Source organism: Pseudomonas sp. GW821-FHT12A04, assembly GCF_058807755.1.
Genome location: NZ_JBXAQZ010000012.1, coordinates 78,527 through 102,305, shown reverse-complemented (window position 1 = coordinate 102,305; position 23,779 = coordinate 78,527). Strand labels below are relative to the sequence as shown.

Annotated in this window: 18 protein-coding genes; 12 read left to right on the top strand and 6 right to left on the bottom strand. The window is 61.0% G+C overall.

Annotated elements, in window-relative coordinates; all coding sequences use genetic code 11:
• The first annotated feature begins 176 nt into the window (after positions 1–176).
• The 9 genes from exaC (at position 177) to AC1RS8_RS19455 (ending at position 9,699) form a co-directional block, all read left to right on the top strand.
• The gene (exaC, locus tag AC1RS8_RS19495; protein WP_034148108.1) at positions 177–1,697 is read left to right on the top strand and encodes an acetaldehyde dehydrogenase ExaC; all 1,521 of its coding nucleotides are present in this window, start codon (positions 177–179) and stop codon (positions 1,695–1,697) included.
• A gap of 271 nt (positions 1,698–1,968) precedes the next feature.
• Positions 1,969–3,342, top strand: a complete 1,374-nt coding sequence (gene eat / locus AC1RS8_RS19490) for an ethanolamine permease (RefSeq protein ID WP_057713144.1) — start codon at positions 1,969–1,971, stop codon at positions 3,340–3,342.
• A 192-nt stretch (positions 3,343–3,534) separates the two neighbouring features.
• Positions 3,535–4,929 (top strand): ethanolamine ammonia-lyase subunit EutB, encoded by a 1,395-nt coding sequence (locus AC1RS8_RS19485; protein WP_489339287.1) that lies wholly within the window; start codon positions 3,535–3,537, stop codon positions 4,927–4,929.
• Positions 4,930–4,937: 8 nt separating this feature from the next.
• Positions 4,938–5,762, top strand: a complete 825-nt coding sequence (gene eutC, locus AC1RS8_RS19480; RefSeq protein ID WP_489339288.1) for an ethanolamine ammonia-lyase subunit EutC — start codon at positions 4,938–4,940, stop codon at positions 5,760–5,762.
• Positions 5,763–5,876: 114 nt separating this feature from the next.
• Positions 5,877–6,338, top strand: a complete 462-nt coding sequence (locus AC1RS8_RS19475) for a GNAT family N-acetyltransferase (RefSeq protein WP_007990572.1) — start codon at positions 5,877–5,879, stop codon at positions 6,336–6,338.
• A 270-nt stretch (positions 6,339–6,608) separates the two neighbouring features.
• Positions 6,609–7,265 (top strand): DedA family protein, encoded by a 657-nt coding sequence (locus AC1RS8_RS19470; protein WP_090451611.1) that lies wholly within the window; start codon positions 6,609–6,611, stop codon positions 7,263–7,265.
• A 4-nt stretch (positions 7,266–7,269) separates the two neighbouring features.
• Positions 7,270–8,082 (top strand): M90 family metallopeptidase, encoded by an 813-nt coding sequence (locus AC1RS8_RS19465; protein WP_090451613.1) that lies wholly within the window; start codon positions 7,270–7,272, stop codon positions 8,080–8,082.
• Positions 8,083–8,195: 113 nt separating this feature from the next.
• Positions 8,196–8,723: an inorganic diphosphatase gene (gene ppa, locus AC1RS8_RS19460; protein WP_007990564.1), complete on the top strand. Its 528-nt coding sequence runs from the start codon at positions 8,196–8,198 to the stop codon at positions 8,721–8,723.
• 229 nt (positions 8,724–8,952) lie between these two features.
• The gene (locus AC1RS8_RS19455; protein ID WP_057713140.1) at positions 8,953–9,699 is read left to right on the top strand and encodes a LexA family transcriptional regulator; all 747 of its coding nucleotides are present in this window, start codon (positions 8,953–8,955) and stop codon (positions 9,697–9,699) included.
• Positions 9,700–10,035: 336 nt separating this feature from the next.
• On the opposite strand, the gene AC1RS8_RS19450 is transcribed toward AC1RS8_RS19455, so the two are convergent.
• From AC1RS8_RS19450 to AC1RS8_RS19425, 6 genes are read right to left on the bottom strand one after another with little or no spacing between them, the layout of a single operon-like run.
• Positions 10,036–10,848, bottom strand: a complete 813-nt coding sequence (locus AC1RS8_RS19450) for a YfaP family protein (protein ID WP_489339289.1) — start codon at positions 10,846–10,848, stop codon at positions 10,036–10,038.
• A gap of 3 nt (positions 10,849–10,851) precedes the next feature.
• Complete coding sequence (locus AC1RS8_RS19445) at positions 10,852–12,471, bottom strand: DUF2300 domain-containing protein (RefSeq protein WP_489339290.1); 1,620 nt, start codon at positions 12,469–12,471, stop codon at positions 10,852–10,854.
• A 1-nt stretch (position 12,472) separates the two neighbouring features.
• Positions 12,473–17,032, bottom strand: a complete 4,560-nt coding sequence (locus AC1RS8_RS19440) for an alpha-2-macroglobulin family protein (RefSeq protein WP_489339291.1) — start codon at positions 17,030–17,032, stop codon at positions 12,473–12,475.
• Positions 17,029–17,667: a DUF1175 domain-containing protein gene (locus AC1RS8_RS19435; protein ID WP_057713137.1), complete on the bottom strand. Its 639-nt coding sequence runs from the start codon at positions 17,665–17,667 to the stop codon at positions 17,029–17,031. Before AC1RS8_RS19435 ends, AC1RS8_RS19440 begins: the two co-directional genes overlap by 4 nt.
• Positions 17,664–19,376, bottom strand: a complete 1,713-nt coding sequence (locus AC1RS8_RS19430) for a DUF2138 domain-containing protein (RefSeq protein WP_489339292.1) — start codon at positions 19,374–19,376, stop codon at positions 17,664–17,666. The genes AC1RS8_RS19435 and AC1RS8_RS19430 overlap by 4 nt, the downstream gene beginning before the upstream one ends.
• A 39-nt stretch (positions 19,377–19,415) precedes the next feature.
• Positions 19,416–20,204 (bottom strand): YfaP family protein, encoded by a 789-nt coding sequence (locus tag AC1RS8_RS19425; protein WP_489339293.1) that lies wholly within the window; start codon positions 20,202–20,204, stop codon positions 19,416–19,418.
• Positions 20,205–20,613: 409 nt separating this feature from the next.
• On the opposite strand from AC1RS8_RS19425, the gene AC1RS8_RS19420 reads away from it, so the two are divergent.
• The 3 genes from AC1RS8_RS19420 (at position 20,614) to dxs (ending at position 23,730) form a co-directional block, all read left to right on the top strand.
• A complete protein-coding gene (locus AC1RS8_RS19420) occupies positions 20,614–20,856 on the top strand; it encodes an exodeoxyribonuclease VII small subunit (protein ID WP_007970180.1) in 243 nt (80 codons plus the stop codon).
• Positions 20,853–21,740 carry a (2E,6E)-farnesyl diphosphate synthase gene (ispA, locus tag AC1RS8_RS19415; protein ID WP_057713134.1) on the top strand — a complete coding sequence of 296 codons (888 nt, stop codon included), beginning with the start codon at positions 20,853–20,855 and terminating at the stop codon, positions 21,738–21,740. The genes AC1RS8_RS19420 and ispA overlap by 4 nt, the downstream gene beginning before the upstream one ends.
• Positions 21,741–21,831: 91 nt before the next feature.
• On the top strand, positions 21,832–23,730 hold the full coding sequence (dxs, locus tag AC1RS8_RS19410) for a 1-deoxy-D-xylulose-5-phosphate synthase (protein WP_218497942.1): 1,899 nt from the start codon (positions 21,832–21,834) through the stop codon (positions 23,728–23,730).
• Positions 23,731–23,779: the final 49 nt, after the last annotated feature.

Sequence of the window (23,779 nt, the reverse complement as noted above, 5' to 3'; positions counted from 1 at the left end):
AAAGTGTCACCCAGGCTGTACCGAAAGCGTCACAGGCGCTACCCGCCCGTCCGACAAAAACCTCGCAAGGCCTTGATTTACCTGACATGCAAGGCACTGGCCCGCCCCTTGCTCTACGCTTAAAGCAAGCGCACATGCGCGACTCCCTATAAGCACAAAAGCAAGGAGAGACCACCATGCGTTACGCTCACCCCGGTACTGAAGGCGCTATCGTTTCGTTCAAAGCCAAATACGGTAACTACATCGGCGGCGAGTTCGTCGCGCCTGTCAAAGGTCAGTACTTCACCAATACCTCGCCAGTGAATGGCCAACCGATTGCCGAATTCCCCCGCTCCACGGCCGAAGACATCGACAAGGCCCTGGACGCTGCCCACGCGGCGGCCGATGCCTGGGGCGCCACGTCCGCCCAGGCACGCTCGCTGGTGCTGCTGAAAATCGCCGACCGCATCGAACAGAACCTCGAACTGCTGGCGATCACCGAATCCTGGGACAACGGCAAAGCCGTTCGCGAAACCCTCAACGCCGACATCCCTCTGGCCGCCGACCACTTCCGCTACTTCGCCGGTTGCATCCGTGCCCAGGAAGGCAGCGCCGCCGAAATCGACGGCAACACCGTGGCCTATCACATCCATGAACCGCTGGGCGTGGTCGGGCAGATCATTCCGTGGAACTTCCCGATCCTGATGGCCGCCTGGAAACTCGCCCCGGCCCTCGCCGCCGGCAACTGCGTGGTGCTCAAACCCGCCGAGCAAACCCCGCTGGGCATCACCGTGCTGGTCGAACTGATCGGCGACCTGCTGCCACCGGGCGTGCTGAACATCGTGCAAGGCTTCGGCAAAGAAGCCGGCGAAGCCCTGGCCACCAGCAAACGCATCGCCAAGATTGCCTTCACCGGCTCGACCCCGGTCGGCTCGCACATCATGAAATGCGCGGCCGAAAACATCATTCCGTCCACCGTGGAGCTGGGTGGCAAGTCGCCGAACATCTTCTTCGAAGACATCATGAAAGCCGAACCATCCTTCATCGAGAAGGCCGCCGAAGGCCTGGTGCTGGCATTCTTCAACCAGGGCGAAGTCTGCACCTGCCCTTCCCGGGCGCTGGTGCAAGAGTCGATCTACGACGAGTTCATGGCCGTCGTGATGAAAAAAGTCCTGCAAATCAAACGTGGCGACCCGCTGGACACCGACACCATGGTCGGCGCCCAGGCGTCCGAACAGCAATTCGACAAAATCCTTTCGTACCTGGAAATCGCCAAGGGCGAAGGCGCCGAGCTGCTGACCGGCGGCAAGGTCGAAAAACTCGAGGGCAACCTGGCGAGCGGGTATTACATCCAGCCGACGCTGCTCAAGGGCACCAACAAAATGCGCGTGTTCCAGGAAGAAATCTTCGGTCCGGTGGTGAGCATCACCACCTTCAAGGACGAAGCCGAAGCCCTGGCCATCGCCAACGACACCGAGTTCGGCCTGGGCGCCGGCCTCTGGACCCGCGACATCAACCGCGCCTACCGCATGGGCCGCGCCATCAAGGCCGGTCGGGTGTGGACCAACTGCTACCACCTGTACCCGGCGCACGCCGCGTTCGGCGGGTACAAGAAGTCCGGCGTCGGTCGTGAAACCCACAAGATGATGCTCGACCACTATCAGCAGACCAAAAACCTGCTGGTGAGCTACGACATCAATCCGCTGGGCTTCTTCTAAAACCGGGGGCGACACAGGTAACTCTGTGTCGCCCTTTCTACCGCCTTCGCGAGCAAGCCCGCTCCCACAGGTTTTTGTGGTGAATCCAGCTGTTGAGACCTGACACAGAACCCTGTGGGAGCGAGCTTGCTCGCGATAGCGACTTAAATGACACAACACAAAAGGCTGGCCGCTCTGGCACGGGCCTTGCGTACCCGTCATTCAGGAATTGCACCCAACCCGTCGCACCCGAAAGTCCAAAAGATCGAACAATAAAAATTAGAGAGGACTTATGACTATTTCTTCCACACAGCTCAAACCCACACTCGGCACCCTGCATTTATGGGGCATTGCCGTCGGCCTGGTGATTTCCGGCGAGTACTTCGGCTGGAGTTACGGCTGGGGCACCGCAGGCACACTGGGTTTTCTCGTCACCGCGTTGATGGTGGCGACGATGTACACCTGTTTCATCTTCAGTTTTACCGAACTGACGACGGCGATTCCCCACGCTGGCGGGCCGTTTGCCTACAGCCGCCGGGCCTTTGGTGAGAAAGGCGGGTTGATCGCCGGCATCGCCACCCTGATCGAATTCGTCTTTGCGCCACCGGCAATCGCCATGGCCATCGGCGCCTACCTCAACGTGCAATACCCGGAACTGGACCCGAAGATCGCCGCCGTTGGCGCCTATTTCGTGTTCATGGGCCTGAATATCCTAGGTGTCAGCATCGCGGCCACCTTCGAGTTGGTGGTCACCGTGCTGGCAGTCGCTGAGTTGCTGGTATTCATGGGCGTGGTCGCCCCGGGCTTCAGCTTCAGCAACTTCGTGCTCAATGGCTGGTCGGGTTCGAACGAGTTCACGATGGGCTCGATTCCCGGGATTTTTGCGGCGATCCCCTTTGCGATCTGGTTCTTCCTCGCCATCGAAGGCGCGGCCATGGCCGCCGAGGAAGCCAAGGACCCGAAACGCACGATCCCCAGAGCCTATGTCAGCGGCATTCTGACCCTGGTGTTCCTGGCCATCGGCGTGATGGTGATGGCCGGCGGCGTCGGCGACTGGCGTCAACTGTCGAACATCAACGATCCGCTGCCCCAGGCGATGAAAGCCGTGGTCGGCGATAATTCGACCTGGATGCACATGCTGGTATGGATCGGTCTGTTCGGTCTGGTGGCAAGTTTCCACGGGATCATTCTTGGCTATTCCCGGCAGTTCTTCGCCCTGGCTCGCGCCGGTTACCTGCCCAAGGGGCTGGCCAAACTCTCGCGCTTCCAGACGCCGCATCGGGCGATTCTGGCCGGCGGCGTGATCGGCATCGCGGCGATCTACAGCGACGGCCTGGTCAACCTGCAAGGCATGAGCCTGACGGCTGCGATGATCACCATGTCGGTATTCGGCGCCATCGTGATGTACATCATCAGTATGCTGAGCCTGTTCAAGCTGCGTAAGACCGAACCGAACCTGGAGCGCACCTTCCGCGCGCCGGGCTATCCGATCGTGCCGGGGATCGCGCTGTTCCTGGCGGTGGTGTGCCTGGTGGCGATGGCCTGGTTCAACACCTTGATCGGCCTGGTCTTCCTCGGCTTCATGGTTGCCGGGTACCTGTACTTCCAGTTGACTGCCAAGCAACGCTCCGAGGCACCGGCAGACGCTATGCTCGAAGGTATCTGAATGCACCGGCACCGGGATTTTTGCCGGTGCCCGCCTTATCAAAGTGCACAGAGGCTCCATGTGGGAGCGAGCTTGCTCGCGATAGCGGATATTCATTCGACACATGCGTTGGATTTGAAACCGTCATCGCGAGCAAGCTCGCTCCCACAGGGATTGACAGTGTTAGCTAGAGAACAGGAGGACTCCGCCCCCATGGCCGTATATGCCCATTCCGTCGGCGCCCAGACCTATCGCTTCGACAGCCTCAAGGATGTGATGGCCAAGGCCAGCCCGGCGCGCTCCGGGGATTTTCTGGCCGGTGTCGCGGCCCTCAATGACGGCGAGCGCGTCGCGGCACAGATGACTTTGGCCGACATTCCGCTATCCCACTTCCTGCAAGATGTTTTGATTCCCTATGAGTCCGATGAAGTCACCCGCCTGATCATCGACACCCACGACAAACAAGCCTTCTCGGTCGTCAGCCACCTTACCGTCGGCGGCTTTCGCGATTGGCTGCTCAGCGATGCCGCCGACGAGCAGGTTCTGCGCGCCCTCGCCCCCGGCCTGACCCCGGAAATGGTTGCCGCCGTGTCGAAGATCATGCGCGTGCAGGATCTGGTGCTGGTGGCGCAGAAAATCCGTGTGGTCACGAAATTCCGCGGCACCCTGGGCCTGCGCGGGCGACTGTCCACGCGCCTGCAACCGAACCACCCCACCGACGAACCGGCCGGTATCGCCGCAAGCATTCTCGACGGCCTGCTGCACGGCAACGGCGATGCCATGATCGGCATCAACCCGGCCACCGACAGCATCGCCTCGATTTGCGCCATGCTGGAAATGCTCGACGCGATCATCCAGCGCTACGAAATCCCGACCCAGGCGTGCGTGCTGACCCATGTCACCACGTCGATCGAAGCGATCAATCGCGGTGTCCCATTGGACCTGGTGTTCCAGTCGATCGCCGGCACCGAAGCGGCCAACGCCAGTTTCGGCATCAACCTCAATATATTGCAGGAAGGTTACGACGCAGGTTTGAGCCTCAATCGCGGCACGCTGGGCCAGAACCTGATGTACTTCGAAACCGGCCAGGGCAGCGCGCTGTCAGCCAACGCCCATCACGGCGTCGATCAGCAAACCTGCGAAACCCGGGCCTACGCCGTGGCGCGGCATTTCAAACCGTTTCTGGTGAACACCGTCGTCGGCTTCATCGGCCCGGAATACCTGTACAACGGCAAACAGATCATCCGCGCCGGCCTCGAAGACCACTTCTGCGGCAAATTGCTCGGTGTGCCCATGGGTTGCGACATCTGCTACACCAACCACGCCGAAGCCGACCAGGACGACATGGACACCCTGCTGACCCTGCTGGGCGTCGCCGGGATCAACTTCATCATGGGCATCCCCGGCTCCGACGACATCATGCTCAACTACCAGACCACTTCGTTCCACGATGCGCTCTACGCCCGGCAGACCCTGGGGTTGAAGCCCGCACCGGAATTCGAACAGTGGCTGGCGAGAATGGGCATCTTCACTCAAGCCGATGGCAGGGTTCTCTTCGGCGACAGCCTGCCGCCAGCCTTCCGGCAGGCCTTGGCGCAACTGGGATGAGCATTGACATGGATAAATTACCCTTCGATCCACACAACCCTTGGCTGGAGCTACGACGCCTGACGCCGGCACGAATTGCCCTGGGCCGCACCGGCACCAGCATTCCCACCCGCGCACAACTGGACTTCCAATACGCCCACGCTCAAGCGCGGGATGCGGTGCACTTGCCGTTTGACCATGCCTCCCTCAGCGCGCAATTGGCCGAACGTGATCGCGAGTGCCTTTTGCTGCACAGTGCGGCGACGGATCGCAACACGTACCTGCAACGCCCCGACCTGGGGCGAAAACTCAGTGATGCCTCGGCGCAGGCCCTGCGTGATTACGCGGTGGCTCATCCGGGAGGCGTGGACCTGGTGATCGTGGTCGCTGACGGCCTGTCGGCATTGGCCGTTCATCGCCATACCCTGCCGTTTCTGGCGCGCGTCGAAGAGCAAATGACCGGCGACAGCTGGACTGTTGCGCCAGTCGTACTCGTAGAACAGGGCCGGGTGGCCGTCGCCGATGAGATCGGTGAATTGCTTGGCGCAAAAATGACCGTGATCCTCATCGGCGAGCGCCCTGGTCTCAGCTCCCCGGACAGCCTGGGATTATATTTCACCTACAATCCCAAGGTCGGCCTTACCGATGCCTACCGTAATTGCATCTCCAATGTCCGGCTCGAAGGCCTGAGCTACGGCATGGCGGCACACCGTTTGCTGTATTTGATGCGCGAAGCCTGCCGGCGGCAGTTGTCAGGGGTCAATCTGAAGGACGAAGCGCAGGTTCAGACACTGGACTCGGACACGGGAGGCGACATGAAAGGAAATTTCCTGCTCGGACCGCCGAATGCCTGAACCGCTTGCGCATTGCACATTCGTACCAGTTTCAGGCAGGATCGTTGCGCGGCCGCCAAGGGTTTCCCATCGCCGTCAGAGACGTAAGACAGCCACTTGAAGACGAGACCTACCATGCGGATTATTCAAGCGACCCTCGAACACCTGGACCTGCTGACCCCCTTGTTCGTCAAATATCGCGAGTTTTATGGTTCCCTGCCGTATCCGGACTCGTCCCGGGCGTTCCTCGAGAAACGCCTGCGTCGCAAAGAGTCGGTGATCTACCTGGCGCTGTCCGATGATGACAGCAACAAACTGATGGGTTTCTGCCAGCTGTACCCGAGCTTCTCCTCACTTTCGCTCAAACGTGTGTGGATCCTCAACGATATTTATGTCGCCGAAGACGCCCGCCGCCAGTTGGTGGCCGACAACCTGATCCGCACCGCAAAAAAAATGGCCAAGGAAACCAATGCCGTGCGCATGCGTGTTTCCACCAGCAGCAACAACGAAGTCGCGCAGAAAACCTACGAGTCCATCGGATTCAAGGAAGACACCGAATTCAAGAACTACGTGCTGCCGATCAGCGACGAACTCTGAATCACCTGCACCCTGCTCGCGATGGCATCGACTGGATTACAATGGTCCAACGAAGTAACGGCATCGTGAGCAGGCTCGCTCCCACCTGTTCGTTATCAAACATCAGCCCTGTCATGACATTCCCCGCTACAATCTCGACGCGATTTTCACCACTCGCCTCGTATAATCCCGATATTCCCGGCTTGTAAGAAAAACTACCCCTATCCGTAGTCTTACGCGAAGTCATCCGCACAGGTCTGCTGAGTCGGGCCGTCACCACAGGTGCTTTCCATGGATTTCAACCCGATCGACATTGTCCTGCATCTCGACGTCTACCTCGACATGCTTGTAACCAACTACGGGGCATGGATCTACGCCATTCTGTTCATGGTGATCTTCTGTGAAACCGGCCTTGTGGTCATGCCCTTCCTGCCGGGCGACTCCTTGCTGTTCATCGCTGGCGCCGTGGCGGCCGGTGGCGGCATGGATCCGGTACTGCTCGCCGGCCTGCTGATGCTGGCGGCGATCCTGGGCGACAGCACCAACTACATCATCGGACGAACGGCAGGTGAAAAGCTGTTCAGCAATCCGGACTCGAAGATCTTCCGTCGTGACTACCTGCAACAAACCCACGACTTCTACGACAAGCACGGCGGCAAAACCGTGACCCTGGCGCGCTTCCTGCCGATCATCCGTACTTTTGCACCGTTCGTCGCCGGCGTGGGGAGAATGCCTTATCCGCGTTTCTTTGCCTTCAGCGTGCTGGGCACCATCCTATGGGTCGGCGGCCTGGTGACGCTCGGTTACTTCTTCGGCAACGTGCCGTTCATCAAGAAGAACCTGTCGCTACTGGTAGTCGGCATCATCCTGCTCTCGCTGGTGCCGATGATCATTGGCATGGTGCGTAACCGCCTTGCCGGTTCGAACTCCAAAGCCGAATCGCGCTGACACGATGTGGTCCCTGAGCGCCTGGCGTCGCCGGCGCACCCTGGCAAAACACCCGATTGCCGACGACATGTGGCAACGGGTGCGCCATCACCTGAGTTTTCTCGATGGCATCAGCGCCGCCGAAGACCAATGGCTGCGCGAAGCCTGCGTGCTGTTCCTCGAAGACAAGCACCTGAGCGCCCTGCCCGGCGTCGAACTGCATCAGGAACAACGCTTGCTGCTCGCCGCCCAGGCGCAATTGCCACTTCTGCACCTCGGCGACCTGAACTGGTATCAGGGCTTCCACGAAATCATCCTCTACCCAGACGACTTCCTCAGCCCCCAGCGCCATCGCGATGCCAGCGGTGTCGAGCACGAATGGGACGGTGAGCACAGCGGTGAAGCCTGGCAGCAAGGCCCGATCATCCTCGCCTGGCCCGGCGTAATGGCCAGCGGAGGCTGGGAAGGCTACAACCTGGTGATCCACGAACTGGCTCACAAGCTCGACATGCTCAACGGCGTCGCCAACGGCCTGCCGCCGCTGCATGCCGACATGCGCGTCAGCGACTGGGCCAACGTCATGCAAGAGGCTTACGACGACCTCGACCGGCAACTGGAACGCAATCCCGATGCCGAAACCGCCATCGATCCGTATGCCGCCGAAAATCCTGCCGAGTTCTTCGCCGTCACCAGCGAATACTTCTTCAGCGCCCCGGATTTGCTGCACGAGGCTTATCCACAGGTGTACCAGCAGTTGAAGCTGTTCTATCGCCAGGATCCGCTGGCGAGGTTGAAGCAACTTCAGGCGCATGACCCTGTCTATCAGGCACACCAGTGAGCGCCATACGACTTCTGGTCCATGGCGTCGACACAGGAATATGCCTATAATCGCCGCCACTTTTTGGTCAATCCGGCCAAGTGTTTTTGGTCAACTAACGGGGGCAACGCCCAATGAGCTACAGCAAGATTCCGGCTGGCAAAGACCTGCCGAACGACATCTACGTCGCGATCGAGATCCCGGCCAACCACGCGCCGATCAAATACGAAATCGACAAAGACAGCGATTGCCTGTTCGTTGACCGTTTCATGGCCACCCCAATGTTCTACCCGGCCAACTACGGTTACATCCCGAACACCCTGGCTGACGACGGTGATCCCCTCGACGTGCTGGTCGTAACCCCTTACCCGGTTGCTCCAGGTTCGGTAATCCGCGCCCGTCCGGTCGGCATTCTGAACATGACCGACGACGGCGGCGGCGATGCCAAAGTCATCGCAGTCCCACACGACAAGCTGTCCCAGCTGTACGTCGACGTGAAGGAATACACCGACCTGCCAGCGCTGCTGATCCAGCAGATCGAGCACTTCTTCGCGAACTACAAAGATCTCGAAAAAGGCAAATGGGTGAAGATCGAAGGCTGGGCCGGCGCAGACGCCGCCCGCGAAGCGATCACCAAGTCGGTTGCTGCCTACAAAGGCTAAGCCCGGCTGCAGGCTTTTAGCTGCAAGCGGCAAGAAAAACCCCGGATGATCCGGGGTTTTTTGTGGGTGCCTGACAAGCACACCACACACTACGTTTAAACAGGCCTACCCATGGTTTTTGCCTGTTTAAAATTCCCCTGGAGCGTCTTACATCCGGTCGTAAATTTCCCGCGAAATTTGAACGAGGCGTTTATTCAAACCCTTGTTAGCCGCCAGTAGACTCGCGTTCATGAAAAAGAACACTAGCGGCCCACGCTTCAAAGCGCTCCTCGAAGCAGCGAACATCACGACCACCGGATTTGCCGAATTCCTGGATACGGCTCCGCAAAATGTACATAACTGGTACACCCGCGGTGTGCCTGCCCATTGCATGGAAGAAGTCGCCAGAAAACTCTCCGTCAGCAGCGACTGGCTGAAAACCGGCGAAGGCTCGAAAGACGCCCAACACCTGCGCCTGCTCGACGAGTCCGGCAACACCTTCGATGCCCAGACCATCCGCGGTGTCTACACGGTCATAGAGCCTGTCGACGTCGAACTGCCATTCCTCAAAGAAGCTGTCACCGCCCCGGGATCCAACAAAACCCATGTCATAGAGGATCCCGAGAAATCCATCCGCCTGCCCCGCAGCCACCTCGACTCCCTGGAAATCAACCACGCCGACGCCATCTGCACCCTGATGAGCGGCAATAGCATGGGTGAGAAAATTGAAGACGGTTCGACCCTGGCGATTGACCGTGGCCTGACCCAAATTGTCGATGGCGAGATCTACGCCATCGAACATGACGGCATGCTGCGCATCAAGTACCTGCACCGACTACCGGGCAACTCCCTGCGACTGCGCAGCCACAACCGCGCCGAATACCCGGATGAAATCTTCAGGGCCGCACAGATCGAAGAGCAGAACATCAGGGTGCTGGGCTGGGTGTTCTGGTGGTCGACCCTGAACAAACGACGGCCGACGGTGCCCTTTCTTTAAGCGCTCCGGAACGCCCATCGGCCACCCACCCGGGTGGCCAAAGGCTCTGCCCGGCACTTCCCGCTGGGAATTTCCGTCAAACCTGCGTATGCTGCGCCCCACATTTGTGCATCGACCCGCCCTGCGGCTCAGATGCACTGGCCTGGCAGATGACTTTCTCACCAGGTCCCACAGCCGGACGCAAGATCCGGGTGTACGTTTTGAAGGCTGGCGCGGTTTACCAAAAATGATCCAAGCCAGTCCCCGAGAAGCCGGCCACAAGCCGGCTTTTTAATGCCTGAAAAAAGTTAACTGCCCAGAACCTGCATTTGTCTCAGCAGCGCTGTCACTTCCCCCTCACGGATAACTAAACCCTTTCACCAACGTCAACTCCCCCACCGCACGCATCGGCACCAGGAACGTCTCCATCTTCTCGCTCGGCGTGCCTTCCTCGGTAATCACCGTTACCTGCGCGGTAGTCAGCGCTTGCACCGCATCTTCCTGCCCCTCCTCATCACTGCTGTACCCGCCACCGAAGTAGTTCACATACACCAGATATTGCCCCTTGATCGGCGCAGGCATGGCGAAGATTTCCGGGCCGTAGCCGGTGGTGACGTCGACGTCGAGCGCTGCGCCGTTGGGGACGACGCGCTCGCCGTACCAGATGTGCGCGCCGTCGGGGGTGATCAGGTGCAGGTCAAGGTCGGTGCCGTCGCTGTCCCAGGCCAGCAATACGCGCAATTTGGCCGGGGTCGCGCCGCCGCTGCTGTTGAGAAATTGCGTGCGCTGACGTTGTTGGCCATCAGGGCTGCGAACCTCGACGCTGTTGCTGCCGTTGGGGAATGAGAACGGGCGATCGAAGCGCCCCGCCGGATCGATTTTCAGCGGCATGCTGACTCCGTTGACGATCAGACGGCCGGGCTCTGTGGATTTGGCTGTAGCTTTGATCTGCCCGCTGATGCGAGCCGTGTTGGCCTGCCCTGTCGGGGTATTCACCGATGAAGCCGGGTAGTTGACGGTCTGCCGGAAGTTTTCCCCTTCGCCCTCAGGCGCGCCGGTGCGCCAGCCGCCTGCGGGGGTGTCGAGTTTGACGCTGTCAGCCGCCATCACCGATGGCAACGCCACCAGCGAACAGAGCAACAGCAAGACCTGTGGATAACGGAGTTTCATGGTCTATTCCAGCAAGAGGTGGCGGGCGAGCCCTTCGATGTAGGTTTCATCCTGGCCATTGGGGTGTGCTTCGAAGGCCAGGTGCAGGTATTCGTGGGTCAGGTCGAGGCGGTCTTGCAGTGTCCGCGCGCCACGCACGTAGATACGCTGACGTTCGCGGTCGACATAGGGGCGGCCGAATGCCAGGCGGCATACGGCGAAGGTGCTGACTTCGTTGTAGCCGGTTTCGCTTTCAAGTTTTTGGCGCCAGCCGCGCCGTTGTTTCTGCAGCCATTCTTGTGCGGCGGGCAACGCTTCGCAGGACGCGACCGGGTTGTCCCAGCGACTGAGACTGGCGCGTGGGTAGGCGTGCAGCAGGATGGCGTCGTAGCGCTGGCCGGCACGGGCCTGTTCGACGGCTTGCTGCCAGGACAGTTTGTCCGGGCCGGGTTGATCGGAATGGTAGGTGATGGTGCTGCCGGCCAGCACCAGGTCGCTGGTCCAGGCGGCGATGTCGCGAGACTCGGGCGACGCCGGACGCGGCGCGACTCGCTGACGACTGCTGCTGTCGTCGATGCTCAGGCAGTCACCGCTGCGCGTGGCGTTTTGCAGCAGGTAAGTGCGGATGGCCACGGCCAGGGCTTTGGCGGCTTCGACCGGTTCGGTACTGGCTTCGCGCTGGAGCACACGGGCAACGTACTCTTCGCGATCCAGACGAGCCACGAGCTTGTCGCTCAGCAGAAACAGTTCACCGTCGCTGTGGATATCCAGCGCATTACCGTTGGCGAATTCGACGCGGTAGTCACCCTGCAATGCCCCGGAAGTCACTGCGGTGCCCCCGGACAGCACGCGCCGAAGTGGATAGCGAGAGAACAGGTCGACCTCTACGCACTGCCCTGCATCCACAGGCCATGCAACAGGAATCACCGTAGACAGTGCCTGCGCGTAATCACGCAGTACCCGTTGACTGGTACCGCGCCCGCCAGCCCAGACCGGTGTACCGTCCGCCGTCCAACCGGCAAACCCGCCCTGTCGCGATGTTGCATCCTGATCCGCCAGCCAGCTCCAGGTCTTCACCCGCAGACGGCTTCCGAGTTCGCCGACGACCTGGCCATCGGCGGCATTGAGCATCACATCGAGCAACACACGCCGGGCTTGATCCTGCGCCGGCAGCACGGCCAACATCTTCAACAGTTCCGCCACCGAAACCCGGGTAGCCGGTTGCAACGAAGGCAAATCCAGCAACCATTGCGGCGCCTGCCGCGTCTGCCAATAGGCTCGCCAGTCGGCATCGCCGATGCCCAACCGTGCGGGTTCGAAATACAGACCGCATGACTTCACCAACGCCTGATCACGCTCGATCCTGCCGCCCGCCGTGCAGCAATAAACCTCTTCCTTCGACTGGCCCCGGCATTCATAAGCCGGCTCACGTGCGCCGGTGTCCACCAGCCAGGCGTAGACGAACAACTTCCACACACTGCCCAATGGCGACTGCAACGTCTGCGGCAACGGCTCGCGGGTGATCACCTGCGTTCGACTCAGCGACAACAAATCGCCCTTGAAGGCCAGGCGCAAAGGTTCGTCCTGCGCCGTTGCCAGCACAGGGATCAAACACAACAACCAACCTGTCAGCCGCCTGTGCACGTCAGTGAACCGTGACCTGGCCAAGGGCTGCCTTTTGTTCCATCGCCTGATGCTGCGGCGCATAAACCTGAGTGAAACGCACCGGCGGCAAGTTGAACTGCCCCTTCTGCGAGAAACGCACCAAATGCCTCAGGCGCAATTCACCACTCAAGACATCGACCGGAATGGCGTAAGCCATTTGCCCCGGTTCGAAACGCGCCTTCTCCAGGGACGTCGGCTCGGTGCCGGCCTTGCCCATGAGTTTGATGCCCCAGGTCGTGCGCTCGACATCGGCGCCCGGTGGCAGCGGCACTTCCAGCATCCCGTAACGCAACGGTCTGGCGGCTTGGCTGGTGACGATCACCTCATCGAGATAGAGGTTGTCGCTGGACAGTGGCGCGTTGCCGACCGCTTCAAGTTTGAAGGTGAAAGCCTCATCCCCCGGCACCAATCGCGACAGGCGACGGGTGATGGTCACGGCCATCGGATCGACTGCCGGCTGTTGGCTGCGGTAACTCAATGCAGCGCGCAGCGGACGCTCTTGCGCGCCGGTCAGCGTCAATACCGTCGGCACTGGCGCAGCCCCCTGCCACGTCCAATACATCTCCCCAGAAACCCCGTACTGTTTCTTCCAGCCCTCACCCGGCGCCAATGCAATGGTGGGCGATGCCTGCTCGATGCTGCGTTGCAGCCAGGTCAACGCCAACGCACGTTCCAGGGTCGATTGCTGAGGTAGCAAACGTTGCAGCAAGGCCTTGGCGTGAGCCTGATCGAAGGGTTGCAGCGACAGGTTCAGCGCTTCGGCAAACGGCTGGGAACTGACCGCCAGACGTTGCTGCGCGTCGGCCAGTTGCCGATTGAACGCGTCCGGTAAAGCGACCTTCGCTTGCCTGGCCAACGATGCCGTCAGCACGCGTGCAGCCGCCAGCCCCAAGGCTGAATCCGGATCGCGCATGACGAGGCTGTCTTCGCCGTTCTCCATCAGGTTCGCCGCGGTGCCCTCGCCCGCTTTCACCAGGTCGTCCATCAAGCCACTGAGCAAGGTGTTGACCGGCAACTGCATCTGTTTGGCGAACGACAGGATCAGCGCCCGCTGCAACAACGGCGTGTTCTTCGCCTGTTTGGCGTAGACCTCCAGCACCCGCTGCCAATGCTCCGGCGGCAGGCTCAGTTCCAGCACCTGGCTGGCGTGCCAGTCGGCGTAATAGGCGTAGGCGGTGAGGAATGCATCCGGCTCGCCATCCATGCCCCACCAGGTGAAGCTCGCCGAAGGGCCGGCCATTTGTACCAGACGCAAGCGACTGTTTTGCATGATCAGACGCAGGCGATCACGGATCTGCGGATTCACCGCCAGCGTCGGGTAGGCAATGCTCAATGGCAGCAGCCGGCTGGCGGTCTGCTCAACGCCACCGTAGGGGTAGCTCAACAGATCGTCGAGTGCAGAACGGAACAACGCTTGCGGACTGTCGTCCAGACGCAGGCGGATATCACTGGCGTCTGTCGGCAACGTCAGCGGCGTATCGCCCTCACCCACATCAAGGCTCTGGGTTTGAGTCACCTGCCAGCCTTCACCGGTCGCACTCAGGCGCACCGCCAGGGCATCAGCGGTTTTGCCATCCTGCATCAGCTCGGCGCTCCACTCGCCATTGACCAGTTCAAAGGTCGGCAACGGGATGTAGTTGATGCCACTGTTCAGAGTTACAGGCACCCGCTGTTCGTTGCCGGCGTAACGGGTCACCAGTTCGGCCTTGACCGGTTTCTCGGTCTGACTGAAGGCGAACACACCGAGGTCCGGTTTGTCACCGGCGCGGAATCGGGTCGGCCCGCTCCACTTCAGGTACAGCGGTTTTTCCGAGCGTACGAACTGCTTCTTCTGCCCGACCTGAGCGCCATCGGCGATGGCCCTGGCGGTGATGCGCCAGCGGGTCAGGGAGTCGGGCATCTTGAAGGTGAAGCGGGTTTTACCGTTGGTATCGGTCAGCAATTCAGGTTGCCACGCAGCCGTGTCGACGTCTTCGCGACGCGGCCGCTCCAGCACCTTCACACCGCGCTCACTGCGATTGGCCTTGCCCGGTGCACCGGGGCTGCCCGGCAAGGCGACGTCATAACTGATGAACGACAAACTGGCGCTGGTGCGCACGTTGTTGCGCCGTGGGTGATAGAAGAACTGGTCGATGCTCGGCGCGACTTCCGGTTGCAGGGCGTAGACCATTTCATCAACCACGCTGACCGTCAGGTGCGCGGGGATCGCTTTTCCGGCGAACCCGGTGGTCAGGTCCACCGAGACGGTTTCACCCGGTAGGTAGGTTTCTTTGTCGGTGGCGATGGCCACGTCGATCTGTGGCGTTACCACCTTGATGCCGGCGTTCTGGAAACTGTATTGGCCGCCCTTGGTGTACAACACCGAGAAGGTCAGGTTCGGCGCGAAACCGTCTTTCACCGGGATGCGCGCGCGGTATTGGGTATCGCTGAGTTTTTCCATCTTCAGCCAGTCGCCGCCTTTGGACAGCAGCGCAGTGGCTTCGACCTTGTCCCGCTCCAGCGACAGCAACGCATCGCTCACTGGCTCGGAGAAAGTGATCAGCGCCAGCGCTTCATCGCCTGCGATGTACTCGGGCTTGTCGAGGACGATTTCCACGGTGCCGGGTACGGCTTTGACACCTTCGCCGGTCACCGAATGGCCGGTGGCGCCGACCGCCCGGCCATGATCATCCTTGAGCGTCAGGTTGTAGGTGCCTGGCCGGTCAAAGGCCAGGGTGAAACCTTTGTCGGTTGCCGCTAGCTTGCCTTCGCCGGTGCTCTGGTCCTCCAAACGCACCCAGCCATAGCTGCCTGGCGTAACGGCATCGGCTTGCTCGCCTTCGCGGGCGTAGCTGAAGGCAACCTTGTCACCCACCGCGCTGAAGCGTTGAGGCGCGCTCAAGCGGAAATTCGCCGCGCCACGGTCGATGAGGATTTCCTTGGTGGTCTTGACCCGATACGCCGCACCGTCGCTGGCAAACACCGTGAGCATGTAGCGACTGGGCTTGACCGCTGCCGGCAAGTCGAGGGACGCGCTGCCCTTGGCGTCGGTGGTCAATTCGGTGCTGGTCAGTTCCACCGGAAATTGCCCGAGGTATTGCAGTTCGTTGTCGACCATCGACAGCTGTTGGGCGCGCAGGCTCAGGCTCAATTTCGCATTGGCCACCGGTTTTCCATCCGGGTACAGCAGCACCAGGCTGCCCTTGACCGGTTCGCCTGTGCGGTAATCCTGCTTGGCCAGATTAAGCGAAATCTCGAAGTGCGGCTTGATGTATTCAGCCACGCGGAAGGCGCTGCTGTAAGCCTGATCCTTGTAGTTGAAACGCAGTTCATAGCCACCGGCCACAGCGTTATCGGGCAACTGGAATCGGCCCTGGGTGCCAGCCTTGGAATCGAGCTTCAGAGCGAGGGATTGCAGCGCCGTGCCGGTCGCATCCAGCACGGTCACATTGACGTCGGCCGCGCTTGGCTGCACTGAGTCCCGCGCGTTCTTGAACTCCCGCCCGACGATTTTCAGCGACACCCAATCCCCCGGTCGATACAGCGGCCGGTCGGTGAAAGCATAGAGTTTGGTGTCGTAGATTTCGCTGTCGTAGTAGAAATTCTCGGAGACGAACACCCCGCCCTCTTCGTCTTCGCCGATCACGAACGAACGCTCGGGGCTGACGTGTTTCAAGCGCAGCAAGCCATCGGTATCGGTGGCGCCGCTGCTCATTACGCCCAGGCCATCGGTCCACAGCACATTGACCTTCGGCACCGAGCTGCCTTCGTGTTTGCGCGCGGCCCACACCAGCAATTCGTCACCGGCGATCTTGCTCACCGCCACAGTGTTGGAGACGAACACCATGGTGGTGGCGCGGTACTTGCCGATCAGCGCTTCCACCAGATAAAGACCCGGCTTGAGATTGCCCAGCGGGATGTACACGTTGCCCGGCGCGACGCTGACGAACTCGCTGGAAGAACCGGCCAGGTTCACCCCGGCAGGTGGCTGGATCGGCTTGGCCTGCCACAACGGATAACGGAACTGGCTGACCACGGGCAAACCCGGTATCAGTGCAAATTGCGGCTGCGCATCGTAGGGCGTTGGCGCGGCCATCGCGTTGCCCATCTTCAGTTCCGGCACTTCCTCGGTGACTTGTTTACGCGACTCGTAGGAAAACGCCCGCTGCATCACCCGACGGGATTTTCGATACCAGTTGTCCCACAGGTACGCGAGGGTATTGGACAGCCCCTCCCCCTTGAACTGGCCATCGCTGACCACCCGATGCAGGTTCTTCTGGCGTTTGAGGAAGTCCAGCGGCTTGTCGATGCGATACACCCGAATGTCGGCGCCGCCGTAGGGCTCCATGCGAAACCGGCGATAGTCGCGACCCGGCGCTTCAAGGCGCACCATCGCCTGTTCATCGCTGGCAAAGCTGCTGTCGGCCAGCAGGAAAAAACTCTCGCCGGCCACTGGCGCATAGCCGCTGGCCGGGACCGAGTCTTCGGCGTTTACCGCCGAGAACGGCAGCACCAATACCAACATCAGAGACAGAAAACGCAGCATGCGGGCACCGGTCATTGGGAAAGAAAATTCAGTCGATAGACGCCGATGAAGTTGGGGTTGGCTGCGTCGGGTATCCATCGGGTGTCCTTCCATGTCATGAGTTGCTGCAGGCTTGCCGAACGCATGCCGTTGTCGGTGGGTGTGCTGGTGCCGGTGTGATAGGCGATGTAACGGCCCATCCAGATCATCAGGTGCTGGTCGTCGCCCTGGTCGAAAAACATCAGGTCGCCAGGGCGCGCTTGAGACACATCGCGGCTGACCAGATGGCTGTTGAACTGGATCAATTTGATCGCATTGACGTATGGCCCGACCTTGCCGCCGCCCTGCTGCCATTGCTGGGCAAGACCGCGCTGGGCGTCGCTCAATTGCAGTTCCGGCGGCAGGTAACGATTGGACAGGCCATTGCTGCGCAGCCATTTGTCGTCATGGACTTTCAGCGCTTCGTTAGCGGCGAAGCGCACCAGCCCGGCACAGTCTTGTTGATACCAGCGCGGGCTCGGGCCCTGGCTCAGTTGCTCCTGGGCAATGCGCACGAACCAGGCACGAAACACCTGGGATTGCTGTGGGTCGAGCGACGGTGCCTCGACAGCGCGGGCACCCGCGCTCAGCAACAACGCCAGCAGGCCGAGACTTCGGATCAATGCCGTCACAGGGCTTTCCACTCCAGCGGCAGCCACTGCCAGTGGCCGTCTGGCTCGCTGCCTTCAGGTAAGGTCAGGGCGTATTTGCCGTAGCCGCCGAGCTTGCGCAGTTTCGGGATCAGCCAGGTTTGCGCGGCGTTATAGAACACCGGTTCCATATCCTGGGGCAGGCTGTCGAGGGTTTCCTGCTGCATCAATTGGGCCATGGAGTCCGGGCCGAAATAGACCGGCATCAGCAGGTCTTTCGGTACCACGTCGGCCATCGGCGGGAAGCGTTTGTCGAGGGTGCCGAGAGCCTTGTCCACCAGCTTGTCGTCGAGGGAGAAAAGCAACGTCGAGCCATGCCTCGCCAGGCTGACTTTCATGAACGTCTTGCCGGTGATCGCGTCGGGGTTTTCGGCCTCCTTGGCCGCATAGGGACCGAAACTGGAGCTGACCTGGCGTCGCCACTGATAGCTCTGGCCTTCCTGCTTTTCCACCACCGGGAAGGCACCGTCTTCGACTTTGCTCTCGTAGGCACCGACCATCGAGCCAAACAGGCTGCCCAGATCTCCATCGAGTTTGCCGCTGTCATCATCGTTGAGGCTGGCCACCAGCAAGGGCGTGTACAACCGCGAATCGGCATACCAGCACAGGCCTGCCGCGCCGGCCATGTGTTCGGTCAATGCCTGGGCCACCTTCTCCTGCGCACCGAGTTTCACCAGCAGCGGTGTCTGTTGTTCGGCTGCCAGCGGCAACGCCACGCAAGCGCTGGCGCCCATGGGCATGGCTTGCCAGATCGGTTTGAAATCGAAGTCTGGCTGATTCTCCAGTTCATCCATGGCCAGGAAGCTGTGCCAGCCCTTGTCGTCCATGTCAAAACGCAGGCCGGCGAAGTTAGGGATGAAACGCTGGTAACCCATGGCCAGCACGCTGGCATTCACCGACAGGCGTTGTTTCACTTGCGGCTCACGAGGTGCCAGGCCGAAGGCTTCGGGAAACAGTTTGTCGCCATTGAGCAGCGCAGCAATGGCCGTGGTCGACACGCTGCCCGATTCTTCCGTTGCGCCACTTTGCGGGTCGTAGAGTTTCGTCGGATTGGACAACACCACCAGTTTGTCGCCATGGGACGCGAACAGCAGCGCCTTGCTCGCGTTGTAGTTGAGTTGATAGAGCGCCACATCGTCGGTACCGACCTTCACGTCAGCGACCTTGCTCAACTGCGAGTCGCCCAGCGCCACTTTGGCCAGCGGCTCCAGCACCTTGGCCAGCCCGCCGCGATCCATCACCAGCAGGAAATCCTTGAGCCGCCCATCCGCCCCGCGCCACAACGCTACATCGGCAGGCTGATCGAACAACTGCTCGATCAAGGTGTCCTGCAGTTTCAGGTCGTGTTCGTAGATGATCCGCCGCAAGCTGCCGATCAAGCCCAAGCGATCGGCATGGGTTTCGTAATAGAAGACGAAATCTTCGGTCAGGGTTTCCTTGAGGAACGGCACCGCCAGCAAGTCCTTGGGCAACTGGCTCAGGGAGTGGGTTTCCAATAGGCCATCCGGGCGGCTCATCCCCAGTTTGTCACTGGCCAACACGGGGGCCGGGGCCTTGGGCTTGTGCATGAACCACCCCAACCCACCGGCCACGACAACGACCAGGCATAACCCGATCAGCAGCGTCGGCCAATGCAGGGGAGGTTTGGCCGCGGGTGCGCCAGCGGCCGGAGTAACAGTGCTATCACTCATGTTCACAAAACCCGAATTTCATCCGTGGAGCGGGGATGCTTAGTAGTTGAATGTCTTGACCAGCAGCAGGTCGCCGATTGCGCGCAGGGGCACGATGAACGTCTCGCGTTTTTCATCGACGGTGTTTTCGTTGAGCACCAGGTTGATCTGCGAGGTAATCACCTCGTTCTGGTTGCTGGTCTCATCGAAGTTATAGCCGCCGCTGCCGAAGTTGCCCCAATAGTTCACGTAAACCAGATAGGTGCCACGCAGCGGTGCGGTCATGGTGAACATTTCCGGACCCGGGCCATCGACGCCGTCGGGGTCGAGGCCGCCGCCATTGGTCAAGGCCGAATGCGCCCAGAAGGCATGCTGGCCATCAGGCGTGACAATATGCAGGTCGAGTTCGGCTTTCGGATCGTCCCAACCCAGCACCACGCGAATCCGCGCCGGGGTGCGCAGGTTGTTGGCTTCATAGAATTGAACACGCTTGAGAGGCTGGCCTTCGGCGCTGCGCACTTCGACGCTGTTGGAACCGGCGCCAAACGCATAGGGTCGGGCGAAACGCCCTTGTTCGTCGGTATAGAGGTTCAGCGGATTGCCGTTGACCGCCAACGTGTGCGGCCCGCGCTGGGTGCCCAGGGCCTTCAGTTGGCCTTCGATCATCGTGCGATTGCGCTGCACACCCCGGTCGATCGGCGGCGTGGGATAGGCGACTTGCGGGTTTTCCGTGCGGTCCAGCAACCCGTTGAAGCGCCAGCCGCCCACCGGCTCCGACACCTCGGCACTTGGCGCGGCCAGAACCGGCACACAGACCAACCCGATCAGCAGCAAAAGAAATGAGCGCATGTGACGCCTCCTGCCATGCATGACGAAACCTTGCGCCTGATCCTGAGCGCATTACAGATGTGGATACTGCGTTTCGTCTGAAAGACCCGTGATTGCCGAGTCGAATATGACGCGAAGGTTAGACGTGCAGGTGTTTTTTAACAATCGGGCGCATCTGGATTTGCGGGAGGAATCACAGCGCTGGGTGGACGGTGAGCCGAAAAGCATCTTCCACCCTGTAGGAGCGAGCTTGCTCGCGATGAACGCAAGGGCACCGCGTCAAATCAGACAGTACGCGTCATCGTTAACGACCATCGCGAGCAAGCTCGCTCCTACAGGAATGGGCAGCACCAAATCCCCCGCTCATTTGCCCATACCCCCCCTATCTGCTAGTGTCGCGCCGGTTTAACGTCAACCGGAAATCGCCGCCATGGCCCGCAAAAAAGCTGCACTGGATTTCGAACAATCCCTCGCCGACCTGCAAACGCTGGTGGAGCGCCTGGAGAATGGCGAATTGTCGCTGGAGGACTCGCTGGCCGCTTTCGAGCAAGGCATTGGCCTGACCCGCGATTGCCAGGCGGCGCTGGCCCAGGCCGAGCAAAAGGTTCAGGTGCTGCTCGAGCGTGATGGCGAGTTGGCCGAGGAACCCTTCGACGCGGATCAGCCAGAATGATTGCAGCGTACTCGGCCACCAGCCAGGCCCGCGTCAATGCAGCGCTGGAAACCCTGTTCACCGCACCGAGCCCCGAGCTGGCGCGGCTGTACGAAGCCATGCGCTACAGCGTGATGAATGGCGGCAAACGCGTGCGTCCACTGCTGGCCTACGCCGCATGCGAGGCGTTGGGCGGTAAGGCCGAGCAAGCCAACGGTGCGGCCTGTGCGGTGGAATTGATCCACGCTTACTCGCTGGTGCATGACGATTTGCCAGCAATGGACGATGACGATCTGCGCCGCGGCCAGCCAACCACCCACAAGAAATTCGATGAAGCCTGCGCGATCCTCGCCGGCGACGGCTTGCAGAGCCTGGCTTTCAGCGCCCTGCTCGATCCACGCCTGAGCGCGTCGGATGCCGAAATCCGCCTGCAAATGGTCAGTGCCCTGGCGTTGGCGGCAGGCCCGGCGGGCATGGTTGGCGGTCAGGCCATCGACCTCGGCTCGGTCGGTCTGAAGCTCGACCAGAAAGCCCTGGAGTACATGCACCGGCACAAGACCGGCGCGCTGATCGAGGCCAGCGTCAAACTCGGCGCCCTGGCCAGCGGCCGTGCCGAGAAAGACGAACTCAAGTCCCTGCAGACTTATGCACAGGCCATCGGTCTGGCATTCCAGGTGCAAGACGACATTCTCGACGTCGAAAGCGATACCGAAACCCTCGGCAAACGCCAGGGCGCCGACATTGCCCGGGACAAACCGACCTACCCGTCCCTGCTCGGCCTCGACGCCGCCAAGGCCTATGCCCTGGAGCTGCGCGACCAGGCCCTGCACGCACTGCGACCGTTTGACGCAGCGGCCGAGCCGTTGCGTGATCTGGCCCGGTATATCGTCGATCGCCGCAGCTGACGGCGAATCCGCCAAAAAAGACCAACGCGTGGGCAGGGGACGATGCATCAGGTAAACTGCCGCATCTTTTATACCTATAACGATTCGCCTGATGCCCACGACGTTTCATGAGATTCCCCGCAAGCGCCCGACCACGCCCCTGCTCGACCGCGCGAACACGCCGGACGGCCTGCGCCGGTTAGGCGAAGCCGAGCTGGAAACCCTGGCCGATGAGTTGCGCCTGGAATTGCTCTACACGGTCGGCCAGACCGGTGGACATTTCGGTGCCGGCCTGGGCGTGATCGAGCTGACCATCGCGCTGCATTACGTCTTCGATACCCCGGACGACCGGCTGGTGTGGGACGTGGGTCATCAGGCTTATCCACACAAGATCCTCACCGGTCGTCGCGAGCGCATGGGCACCCTGCGCCAGAAGGACGGCGTCGCCGCCTTCCCGCGCCGCTCCGAGAGCGAGTACGACACCTTTGGCGTCGGCCACTCCAGCACCTCGATCAGTGCCGCGCTGGGTATGGCGATTGCCGCCCGCCTGCAAAACAGCGAGCGCAAGGCGATCGCAGTGATCGGCGACGGCGCGTTGACCGCGGGCATGGCGTTCGAGGCGCTGAACCATGCGCCGGAAGTGAACGCCAACATGCTGGTGATCCTCAATGACAACGACATGTCGATCTCGCGCAACGTCGGTGGCTTGTCGAACTACCTGGCGAAGATCCTTTCCAGCCGCACCTACGCGAGCATGCGCGAAGGCAGCAAGAAAGTGCTGTCGCGCCTGCCCGGTGCCTGGGAAATCGCTCGCCGGACCGAAGAATATGCCAAAGGCATGCTGGTTCCCGGCACGCTGTTCGAAGAACTGGGCTGGAACTACATCGGCCCCATCGATGGCCACGACCTGCCGACCCTGATCGCTACCCTGCGCAACATGCGCGATCTGAAAGGCCCGCAGTTCCTGCACGTCGTCACCAAGAAAGGCAAAGGCTTCGCCCCGGCGGAAGTCGACCCGATCGGTTACCACGCCATCACCAAACTCGAACCGCTGGACGCCCCGGCCGCCGCGCCGAAAAAGGCCAGCGGGCCCAAGTACTCCGGTGTGTTCGGCGAGTGGCTGTGCGACATGGCGGCGGCCGATCCGCGTCTGGTCGGGATTACCCCGGCGATGAAGGAAGGCTCGGACCTGGTCGCTTTCAGCGAACGCTTCCCGCTGCGCTACTTCGACGTCGCCATTGCCGAGCAGCACGCCGTCACTCTCGCGGCCGGCATGGCCTGTGAAGGCGCCAAACCCGTGGTGGCCATCTACTCGACCTTCCTGCAACGCGGCTACGACCAGTTGGTGCATGACGTCGCCGTACAGAACCTCGACGTGCTGTTCGCCATCGACCGCGCAGGCCTGGTCGGCGAAGACGGCCCAACCCACGCCGGCAGCTTCGATTTGTCGTTCCTGCGCTGCATCCCCGGCATGCTGGTGATGACCCCGAGCGATGAAAACGAGCTGCGCAAGATGCTCACCACCGGTCACCTGTACGAAGGCCCGGCGGCGGTGCGTTACCCTCGCGGCAACGGCCCGAACGCGACCATCGAGAAAGACCTCGAACCGATCGAGATCGGCAAGGGCGTAGTCCGCCGCCAGGGCAGCAAAGTCGCCCTGCTGGTGTTCGGCGTGCAACTGGCCGAAGCCCTGAAAGTCGCCGAGACGCTGGACGCAACCGTGGTCGACATGCGTTTCGTCAAGCCGTTGGATGAAGAACTGGTTCGCGAAATCGCTGGCAGCCACGAGCTACTGGTCACTGTCGAAGAAAACGCGATCATGGGCGGCGCCGGTGGCGCGGTCAGCGAATTCCTCGCCCGCGAAAACATCCTCAAGTCGATGCTGCACCTGGGCTTGCCGGACATTTACGTCGAACACGCCAAGCCTGCGCAAATGCTGGCTGAGTGTGGGCTGGATGAAGCCGGGATCGAGGCTTCGATCCGCGAGCGCCTGCAACTGCTGAACATCTAAACGCAAAACCCTGTGGGAGCGAGCTTGCTCGCGATGGCGGACTGTCAGT